Source organism: Treponema berlinense (assembly GCF_900167025.1).
Lineage (GTDB): Bacteria > Spirochaetota > Spirochaetia > Treponematales > Treponemataceae > Treponema_D > Treponema_D berlinense.
Genome location: NZ_FUXC01000012.1, coordinates 91196 through 101061, shown reverse-complemented (window position 1 = coordinate 101061; position 9866 = coordinate 91196). Strand labels below are relative to the sequence as shown.

Sequence of the window (9866 nt, the reverse complement as noted above, 5' to 3'; positions counted from 1 at the left end):
CGGGATTTTCCTCGAGGACCTTGCAGAAGATAAAGTTGTTCGCAAGGGTCAGGCTGTTCCATTTTTCGAGCGGAGTGGGCTCTTTTTCCATTTTGTTCTCCTGTAAAAAGTCAAGATTAAAACTTCAGTTTTAGAATTGACTTTTTAAGCTGTTTCGCAACGAAGTGAGAAACAAGCGATGATAAGAAAGTTTGCAACGCAAACTTTAAAAGATAAAAACAGACGTTATTTTCAGTTGTTTTTATCTTTGTTCTCCTGTAAAAAGTTTTTGATTTGAGGAAAATGAAGGCTTTGTGATGATAAAGGTTTTGATTTTTTCAGATTCGCTCATTATATATATTGTAAGCGGTTGTCAACTTTTGACATTTTTTGAGGAAAAAAGTTGATTTGTTTTTTTAATTGTAATATCAAATTGCAAGCGGTTGTCGTTTTTTTTGATTATAACAGTGTTTCTTCCTCTTTTAGCAGGAAGTCCTTTCCATCTCTAGCCGGAATTACGTTCCTGCTCCAGCAGGAAGCCCTTTCCGCTTAGAACAAAAATCATCTTCCTGTTCTAAGCGGAACTGCCCGGTGGCCAAGTGTCATTGCCGTGCTTGACACGACAATCTATCCAACGGATTATCGGGTTAAGCCCGATTACATTCCATGGTTGAAAAATTGCCTTTTGTATCGTATTGTTTTAATAACAATTAAAATAATGGAGATTAAATTAACATGAAAAGTTTTTATGGCCATAAGAATGAACTCAAAGCCTTGGAACAAATAGAAAAAAATTCATTAAATTCTGCTAATTTTACAGTTATAACAGGCCGCCGTCGAATTGGAAAAACTGAACTCTTGAAAAAATATATTGAAAAGAAAAACAGTTGTTACTTATTTACAACGCGCAGTTCAGAACCTCTCCTTTGCGAACAGTGGCAGAAAAGCCTGGCAGATGATATTGGTCTGAAAATATTTGGAAAAATTACAGCTCTCTCTGATCTTTTTGAACAGATTATGCAGTATTCAAAACAGAAACACTTTATTCTTGTTATTGATGAATTTCAGGATCTCCAAAATATAAATCAAGCTTTTTTCAGCCAGATGCAAAATATATGGGACAGCAACAAGGGAGATTCAAAAATAAACCTTATCGTCTGTGGTTCTGTTTATTCCATGATGAAAAAAATCTTTGAAGATGATAAGGAACCTCTTTTTGGCCGTGCCACAGGAGAAATCAATTTAACTCCATTTTCACCTTCTATCTGCAAAGAAATCTTAAGCGATTATAATTCATCTTATACAAATGAAGATTTGCTGTGTCTTTATATGTTAAGCGGGGGAGTAGCAAAGTATATTTCTTTGCTTATGGATTCTGGAAGCACGACAAAGGAAAAAATGATTGATTACGTTACAGGAATAACTTCACCTTTTCTTATTGACGGCAAGGATATTCTTGTAAGTGAGATGGGCAAAGATTACGGAGTTTATTTTTCAATTCTTGCCTTGATTTCCAGGGGGCTGACTGCTCAAAATGAAATTGACTCAGTGATTCAGAAAAACACAGGCGCATATCTTGCCAATCTTTACAAGGTTTATAATGTTATAAAACCTATACGTCCATTGTATTCAAAAAAAGAAAGCCGTAATGCCCGATGGCAGATTACAGACTGTTATTTGAGGTTTTATTTTCGTTTTATTTATGCAAATCAGAGTCTTGTGGAACTTGGGCAGTATGATTTATTGAAATCTGTAATTTTAAGGGATTATGAAACTTTTACTGGAAAAACTTTGGAGCAGTATTTTACAAATAAGATTAACGAGGAAAGGCAACTCACAAGAATTGGCGGCTGGTGGGACCGTAAAGGTGAAAATGAAATTGATGTGATAGCTGTCAATGATTTTGAAAACACTTGTGATTTTTACGAAGTGAAGCGCCAGGCCGGCAGAATAAATCTTTTAAAGCTTGCTGAAAAGGTAAATAACTTTAAATCTGCTGTTAAGCCTGTGATTGATGGATATTCCATTCAAACGCTAGGTTTGAGTATGAATGATATGTAAAAAAAAGCAAAAAATGCCGCATTTGCGGAAAAACTTAGCCCGGATCGGAACGGCGCGGAGCGTTCAAAGGGCGGAAAAGTTTTCCGTCTTTTGAATGGAGCTTAAGCGGAACCGTGAAGAAGCCGGTTTGTGGCTGTGGTGCGCTCCTTTAAATTCTTTAAAATAAAAAAAACGATGATTTTGACTGATTTTCAAAACCACCGCTTTTTTAGTTTTTATATTTTTTTAGGCTTTTTTGTAAGCGTCAAACTGTTCAAGCACGTTCTTGTCTTTTTTTGTAATTAACGAGACTACCACGGCAAGAACAAGGCAAACTACAAATCCTGGAACTATTTCGTAAAGATTGAAAATTCCGCCCGAAAGTTTGTGCCATATTACTACGACAACGCCGCCACCGATAAGTCCGGCTATTGCGCCTTTTGCAGTCAATCCGCGCCAATAAAGCGAAAGAAGAACCAAAGGTCCAAATGTTGCTCCAAATCCAGCCCAGGCATAAGAAACCAGACCAAAAATCGAAGAATTCGGGTTAAGCGAAAGCAAAAGTGCAATCAGGGCAATCAAAAATACTGTAAAGCGGCTTACGTTCAAAACTTCTTTTTCACTTGCATTCTTTTTTATAATTCCCTTAAAAATGTCCTGTCCAACAGCAGAAGAAGCCGACAAAAGCTGCGAGTCGGCGGTTGACATTGAAGCCGCCAAAATTGCGCAAAGGAAAATTCCTGCAATAAAAGCCGGATAAATATTCTGCATTGTTACTGAAAAAATCGTTTCAGCGTCGCCAGTCGCTTTTACGCCTTCAACAACTGTTCCTGCGTCAAGACCGAGGACAATTCCGTGCTTTAACAAGAATGCGGTTCCAACTGTTCCGATTACAAATGTTCCAATATACGAAATTACCATCCACGAAATGCCGATTCTGCGTGCTTTTGTGATTGATTCTGGAGAATCAATTCCCATAAATCTTACGATAATATGCGGCATTCCAAGATAACCAAGTCCCCACGCCAAGGCGGAAACAATATTCATTGCGCTGTAACTTTTGTTTGCGACAAACGCATTTTTGAGAGTTTCGCCAAATTTTCCGGCAACGGCATTCGCATCAAAACTCTGAACACTTGCAAGAGCCGCCGAAGGTCCGCCCAGCGAAATTACGGCAATTATTCCAGAAATTACGATTGCAAAGAAAATGAGCGCTCCCTGAATAAAGTCCGTCGTACAAACGGCAATATATCCGCCTGTAATCGTGTAGCACAAAATTACGACAAGACCGATTGCAAGACCGGCATGATACGGAAGTCCAAAAACCGAATTAAAAAGCTTTGCACAGGCAACAAAACCCGAAGCCGTATAAATCGTAAAGAAAAATACGATAAGAATTACGGAAATAACCGAAAGAAGGTTGCTCTTGTCGTTCAGGCGATTTTTAAAAAATTCAGGAATCGTAATCGAGTCGCCGAACGAAACCGAACATTTGCGCAAAGGCTTGGCAACAAAAAGCCAGCTAATGTAAGTTCCAACACACAAACCAAGCGCAGTCCAAAAAGTTTCTTTTACGCCGCCAAGATAGCAAAGGCCAGGAAGCCCCATCAAAAGCCAGGCAGAAGAGTCAGAAGCTTCAGCCGAAAGCGCAGTTACCCAAGGACCAACATTTCGTCCACCAAGAAAAAAGTCCGAAGAAGTGTTGTTCTTGCTTGCATTGCTCAAACCAACATAAATCATCACGCCCAAATAAAGAACAAACGCGCTGATTTTTGCTATCAACGTCCAATCCATAAGTTACTCCCAAAAAATCCAGTTTTTTCCGGATTTTTGTCTTTTAATCATTTTGTTTCTATATAACAATACAATTTTACAGAAAATCTCGTGTTTATTCAATTAAAACAAAAAACTTATAATTATAAAATGGAGCACATTTTTCTCTCAAACCGTCCCTGCGCAGTTCCGCTTTTGCTCCATTAAAAAAGCGCAGGACGCTTTTTTAACGCTGCGCGCTGCTCCGGCACGGGCTAAGTTTTGCGTTCTTATTAAAAAACTAAAGAAAAAGCCTAAAAACTTTTGAACCGCGCTTTTCGTTCCACATTTTCCGGCGTTTTTCTGGAAGCGAGTCAACCGAATCAGCTTTAAAACCCTGGCTTTCAAACCAGTCGGCGGTTTGCGTCGTCAAAATAAAAATGCTTTCAAGATTTATCGTTTTTGCTTTTTCGATAAGATAAGCAATCATTTTTGGTCCGATTCCAATATGCGCAAAAGTCTTATCAACCGCAACGGCCGCAATTTCTGCCTGTGTCCTGTCGTAAATATGCAGGGCAGAGCAAGCACGAACCGCACCGTCAATTTCAAAAACAATATAATCGCTGTAAGACGCTTCGAGCTGCTCTTCTGTGCGAGGAAGCAAAATTCCGTCCAAAACAAAAGGCCTTATTATCGAAAGCACCTGAGAAATATCTTCGCGCCGCATTGCCCGGATTTTTCCATAATCCGACGAATAAACCATAGTTCCAGAACCCAAATTGCTAAAAATTTCGCAAGGCAAAGTTCCATCAACACTGCCGTTCAAAATATGCGCACGAGCAACACCTTTTTTACACGCTTCTTTAGAAAGCTTTAAAATCGAAATTATGTTTTTGCGCAGGGCATTTTCTTTTTCAAAAACAATTTTTTTGTCAGAAGCTTTTAATTTTTCTTCATCTTCATTAACCGAAATAAATTCTTCAGCTTCTTCAATATTCAAAGCCGGCACATGACCTTCCGGCGAGAGTCCGATTCCCTCAGGAAGTTTAAAATTTTTTTCTGTAACTTCGCCATCCGGCACAAGAAAAAACAGTTTGTCCGCCTTCAAATGAACAGCCAGCTGAGTTGCAAGCTGCATCGAAGAAATATTGTAAGGTTTTCCGTTCAGACTCCAGCCAATACACGGAAAAATCGGAATAAAACCGTCTTCCAAAACAGTTTTCAGGCTCAAATCGTCAATTTTGTCAATTTCGCCGGCCGTTCCAAAATCAATTCCGTTTATAACGCCTTTTCCACGCGCCCGAACCCAGTTTCCGATTACGGCAGTTATGTGCTCTCCTGCAAGGCTTGTCATAACGTTGTTTGCAACTTCAAAGGCGGCGGTTTTTATAAGCTCCATTGCCTGAGGAGAAGTAATCCGGCTTCCGTTGCAACTCGTCCATTCAATTGAATTTTTTGAAAGAATTCCATCAATTCTTTTATGCGCACCGGGAACCAAAAGAACTTTCAATCCAGACTGCTTTATAAGCCCAATATCGTGAATATGGCTCGTAAACATTGGCGAATCTATAATTCTGTCGTCAATATAAATTACGACAATCGCGTTGTTAAACCTTCCAATGTACCGGATTACATCGCGAATACTGTCCGCCCTTTCTTGAATCGATTTTTCAGCCTGCGTCATATTTTTCCCTTAACGATTTTCGTTTTCTTCTATTTTATTATTTTGCATAGAAAAAACGCAACCACAATAATCCTGCCGCCAAAGTCCATATTCGTCCGAAAGCTGCGTGCTCCTTAAAAATCCGCCTTTTTTCTTAAAATCCGAAACCAAAAATCTCGTCTTTGCAAAACCGCCATTCTCCGCCTTTTCCAGCGCAATTCCAATTTCGTTTATCATCTGGCTGTCTTTGTGCGGACTTATGCTCAAAGTTGTCGTAAACCAGTCAAAACCATTCTTGCAGGCAAAATCCCAGGAACGGCTCATTCTCAACCTGTAGCAGCGGCGGCACCGTTCTCCGCGTTCCCTTTCTTTTTGAAGCTCAACTTCGTTTCTGACATTTGTCGCAGCAAAAAAATCTTCCGGATTATAATCATCAACAACGAGCTTAACCTTGTTTTTTAAGGCATCGGGAAAAACCGTCAAAAATTTTTTTAATTCTTCAAGCCGCCTAAAATACTCATTTTCCGGGTGAATATTCGGATTATAATAGTAAATTGTTATATCAAAAATTCCAGAAAGATACTCGATTACATAACTGCTGCAAGGTCCGCAACAAGCATGCAGCAAAAGCGAAGGTTTATTTCCGTCCTGATTCTGCGAAAACTGCGAAATTATTTTTTCAAGTTCTTTTTGATAATTTATTTTTTCCATTTTTTCGGGGAATTTTCGGGCGCCATTCTTCTGCCAGTTTTAAGACTTTCTTTTTGCGTTTTTTCAACCGTCAGACCGGCCGCTCTGGCTTCGCTCACGCTCATTGCCTACGGCAACTTCGGCCGCCGCGTCCGCCGCAGCATTGCCCGTTCCGCCTTTTAAAATTGCAAAAGGGCTTAAAGATAAAACTTATCAAAAAGCCCGGATTCAGCGGCAGATTCTAAAAGAATTATTTTTCTGGTAAGACTTTACGAATTTTTACTGCAACTAAATCAAAATAAATTTATAACAGAATATTTTAATTTAACAGGCAACACCTTGCGCTTTTTCAAGAAAAACCGACAATTTTTTTTACGCTTTTAAAAGTCCTTTTGCAAATTTTCTGTCAGCCATTTTTTCGGCTTCTTTGTAAAAAATCGCAACATTTCCAATTATGCGCACAAGAGTCGAGTCTGTTTTTTCTTCAATCGCTCTTGCAAGTTCTTTTTTTTCGTCTTTAAACTCGTTAAATTTCACTTTAATAAGCTCGTGAATTTTTATAACCGCCTGAATTTGCTTTATCTGCTCTTCTGTCACTCCGGCGCCACCAATCAAAACAAGCGGCGACATTGGCTGAGCTGATTTTTCCAGGAATTTTCTCTGTTTGCTAGTTAATTCAATCATAAAAGGAATAATATCTTTTGTAGAAAAAAATATCAATTAAAGAGATTTTTTGCTTAGCAAACCGCAACTTATTGGTCATTTTGATGTATTTTCAACAATAAGCAAGTCTGTTTTTGTAAGTAATTCCGATATAAATTTTTAAAATGAACAGCGATAAAAGTCTTGGCGAAATAATCGGTGACAACGTAAAAAGAATCAGACACGAAAGGCACATTACACAAGAAAAATTATCCGAAAAAAGCGGTGTTGCTGTAAACACAATCCGCAACATGGAAAAAGGACGCTGGCCGTCTGCCCACACTTTAACAGCGGTTTCTAAAGCCCTGAACATCGATGCAAAATTTCTTTTAAGCTACGATTCCGACCAAATGTATTTAAAGGAAGAACTTCAGTCAAAATTAAATCAGGCGATTGAATTTATTTTGGACAAGCCGTCTTCAAATCTATATTCGCTAAACCATGTTTCTGACAGAAATAAAAAATAATCTCCCGCTTTTAACTTCCTTAAAAAACTGCGCAAGCCTCGCGAAGATTTTGCTTTTGTGGACAGCAAAGTTTTAATTCGATATAATTTTTCTATTATTTTAAAGGCAATTAAACGCGAAAATTAGAGGAAAATCATGCCAAAAATTGAAGTAAACGAAAATCTGTTTTTTAATCTTCTTGGAAAAAAATACGACTTTGACACCTTGGAAAAAAAGCTTACTTTTGCTAAAGCTGAACTCGATGAAAAACCGGATATGTCTCAGCCGGAAAATGAACGCGTTATTAAAATCGAATTGAACGACACAAACCGTCCTGACCTTTGGTCGACAGGTGGCGTTACTCGTCAGCTCCGTATTCACGAGGGCGCAAAACGCTCAAATTATTCTTCTTTTTTGTCTAAAAAAGACAGCGTAAAAGATTGTGCAGACCGCGTAATTACGGTTGATCCGGAAATGAAAAATATTCGTCCGTACATGGTAAGTTTTGTAATTTCTGGAAAGCCAATCGATGATCCAATGTTAAAAGACATTATCCAGACTCAGGAAAAACTCTGCTGGAACTTTGGCCGCAAGCGCCGTTCAATTTCTATGGGCGTTTACAGAATGGCTGATATTAAGTGGCCTTGTCATTACAAGGCTGTTGATCCTGACAAAACTTCTTTTGTTCCTTTGCAGTGCGAGCAGCCTATGACTTGCCGTCAGATTTTGACCGAACACCCAAAAGGCAAGGATTTTGGCTGGATTATTAAAGATTTGCCGAAATTTCCGCTTTTGACAGACGACACTGACGAAGTTCTTTCAATGGCTCCTGTTATCAATTCCGCAACACTTGGAGCAGTGCAGGTTGGCGACAAAGACCTTATGGTTGAGCTTACTGGCGACAACATGGAAAACCTTATGCTTTCTGCAAATATTGTTGCCTGTGACTTCTTTGATGCAGGTTATGAAATTTTGCCGGTAAAGGTTGTTCATCCATACGAAACCGCTCTCGGAAAAGAAGTTGTTGCTCCGTTCTATTTCCAGCCATCAACAAAAACAACACTTGCGGCAATCAATAAAAAACTTGGCTGCGATTTGACAAAAGATGAAGTTTTGGATGCGCTTGCCAGAATGGACAACGATGTTTCTGCCAAAGATTTTGACGCTTCTGAAAAAACCGCATCTTATCTCAAGGCAAATAAAAACGATGTTGAATTTGTTCTCAATCCGCCTCCATACAGAAACGACTTTTTGCACGAAGTTGATATAATCGAAGATGTCATGATTGGCGTTGGCCTGGACAATTTTAAACCTGTTCGTCCAAGCGATTTTACAGTTGGACAGCTTTCTGACGTTACGCTTTTTAGCCGCAAGGCAAAAGAAATTATGGTCGGTCTTGGTTATCAGGAAATGATTTTTAACTATCTTGGTTCAAAACGCGACTATATCGACCGCATGTGCGTAAGTTCAGAAAACGTAATCGAAATTTCAAACCCAATGAGCGAAAACTATCAGTTTGTTCGGCCTTCAATCATTGCCTCTTTGTTGAGAGCAGAAAGTCAGGCAGGACAGGCTGTATTCCCTCACAAAATTTTCGAAATCGGAAAAGTTGCTTTCCTGGATTCAAGCGAAAACACTGGAACAAAAACAATTCAGTCGCTTGGATTTATGACAGCCTGCAACAATGCAAACTTTAACAGTCTTGCAAGCGAAGTAAGCACACTTCTTTACCTTCTCGACCACAAATATGACGTAAAAGAAGTTGAAGACCCTCGCTTTATTCCTGGAAGACAAGCTGCAATCATGCTCAACGGAAAACAAGTTGGTGTTTTTGGCGAAGTTCATCCGCAGGTTCTGGAAAACTGGGGAATTATCGTTCCTTGTGTTGCCGGTGAAATTGACATTGAAGCGCTCATGCCAAAAGAAAAACCACATTCAAAACCGGCAGAAAAAGCAAAAAACGAGTCAAAACCAGCTGGAAACATAAGCCCTGCAGAAACAGACCCGGCAGCTTACTTTAACAGCCACATTGAACTTTTAGTTGCAAAAATCGAAAAAGTTGAGACAAATCCTCAGGGCGACAAACTGTACGTCGAAACAATGGACGACGGTTCTGGAACTCCAAGAATCATTCAGTCTGGATTGCGCCCATACTTGAAGGAAGAAGAACTGCTGGGTAAACACGTAATCATTGCCGCCAACCTTGCACCCCGCAAGATGAAGGGCGTAGAAAGCCGGGGAATGTTGCTTGCCTGCGACTACACCGAAGACGGAAAGGAAAAAGTTGAGCTTTTAACCGCTCCTTGGGCTTCCCCTGGCACCGTAATTACCCTGGAAGGCAGCGAACCTGGAGAAAAGCCGGCAAAAATAGACATAGATAAATTCTGCAAAGTAAGTTACAAAATCCAAAACCACAGTTTTGTAATTGCCGGCAAAAACGCTCTAGCCGCCGGAAAACCCGTTACAACACAAAAAGCCGATAACTGCGATGTAGAATAGAAAACAGCATAGACGCAAAATAAAAAAAGGCTGTCCAAAAACCCCCAGGCAAAAACCTGTGAGTCTCGCGGACGGCCTTTTTTGCCAGATAGGGC

General features: G+C 39.6%; 7 protein-coding genes. 3 read left to right on the top strand and 4 right to left on the bottom strand.

The features are described from left to right. Window positions 1-714: 714 nt before the first annotated feature. Window positions 715-2040: an ATP-binding protein gene (locus B5D47_RS09700; RefSeq protein ID WP_078931640.1), complete on the top strand. Its 1326-nt coding sequence runs from the start codon at window positions 715-717 to the stop codon at window positions 2038-2040. Between the two features lie 225 nt (window positions 2041-2265). Here B5D47_RS09700 and putP read toward each other — a convergent pair whose 3' ends face one another. The 4 genes from putP to B5D47_RS09680 all read right to left on the bottom strand — a co-directional run bounded on the left by putP (window position 2266) and on the right by B5D47_RS09680 (window position 6808). Continuing rightward, complete coding sequence (gene putP, locus B5D47_RS09695) at window positions 2266-3813, bottom strand: sodium/proline symporter PutP (protein WP_078931639.1); 1548 nt, start codon at window positions 3811-3813, stop codon at window positions 2266-2268. Between the two features lie 259 nt (window positions 3814-4072). Continuing rightward, the gene (gene argA / locus B5D47_RS09690; protein WP_078931638.1) at window positions 4073-5455 is read right to left on the bottom strand and encodes an amino-acid N-acetyltransferase; all 1383 of its coding nucleotides are present in this window, start codon (window positions 5453-5455) and stop codon (window positions 4073-4075) included. A gap of 9 nt (window positions 5456-5464) precedes the next feature. Further along, complete coding sequence (locus B5D47_RS09685) at window positions 5465-6145, bottom strand: epoxyqueuosine reductase QueH (RefSeq protein WP_078931637.1); 681 nt, start codon at window positions 6143-6145, stop codon at window positions 5465-5467. A gap of 351 nt (window positions 6146-6496) precedes the next feature. Beyond that, on the bottom strand, window positions 6497-6808 hold the full coding sequence (locus B5D47_RS09680) for a YhbY family RNA-binding protein (RefSeq protein ID WP_078931648.1): 312 nt from the start codon (window positions 6806-6808) through the stop codon (window positions 6497-6499). 143 nt (window positions 6809-6951) lie between these two features. On the opposite strand from B5D47_RS09680, the gene B5D47_RS09675 reads away from it, so the two are divergent. Beyond that, entirely contained in the window at window positions 6952-7293 is a 342-nt protein-coding gene (locus B5D47_RS09675; RefSeq protein ID WP_078931636.1) for a helix-turn-helix domain-containing protein, read from the top strand. 135 nt (window positions 7294-7428) lie between these two features. Then, window positions 7429-9771, top strand: coding sequence for a phenylalanine--tRNA ligase subunit beta (pheT, locus tag B5D47_RS09670; RefSeq protein ID WP_078931635.1), 2343 nt, complete (start codon window positions 7429-7431; stop codon window positions 9769-9771). Window positions 9772-9866: the final 95 nt, after the last annotated feature.